Annotated in this window: 1 protein-coding gene; it reads left to right on the forward strand. The window is 38.7% G+C overall.

Annotated elements, in window-relative coordinates; all coding sequences use genetic code 11:
• On the forward strand, window positions 1-243 hold a 243-nt coding region (locus FRY97_RS22205; protein WP_246141910.1), incomplete at both ends, for a transposase family protein.

Here is a 243-nt window from a genome sequence, read left to right on the forward strand (position 1 = left end):
CCTGCCTAGTGGAATCAATATAATTGAACCATTTAAATCGTTCAGGAATAATCCAATTACTGAGTTTCAAAAAGACTTTAACCGTTGGGTTAGTTCAATACGAGTAGTAGTCGAAGATGCTATTGGAGGCGTAAAACGATTGCGATCGGCATTTGAAAGAGTCAGGAAGTTCTTAACTTTTCGAGCAGATCAAACTTTGCAAGTTGCTGTTGGGCTTCATAACTTAAGAGTCCGTTTGAGAGA

The sequence above is a fragment of the Phaeodactylibacter luteus genome, assembly GCF_007993045.1.
Taxonomy (GTDB): Bacteria; Bacteroidota; Bacteroidia; order Chitinophagales; family Saprospiraceae; genus Phaeodactylibacter; species Phaeodactylibacter luteus.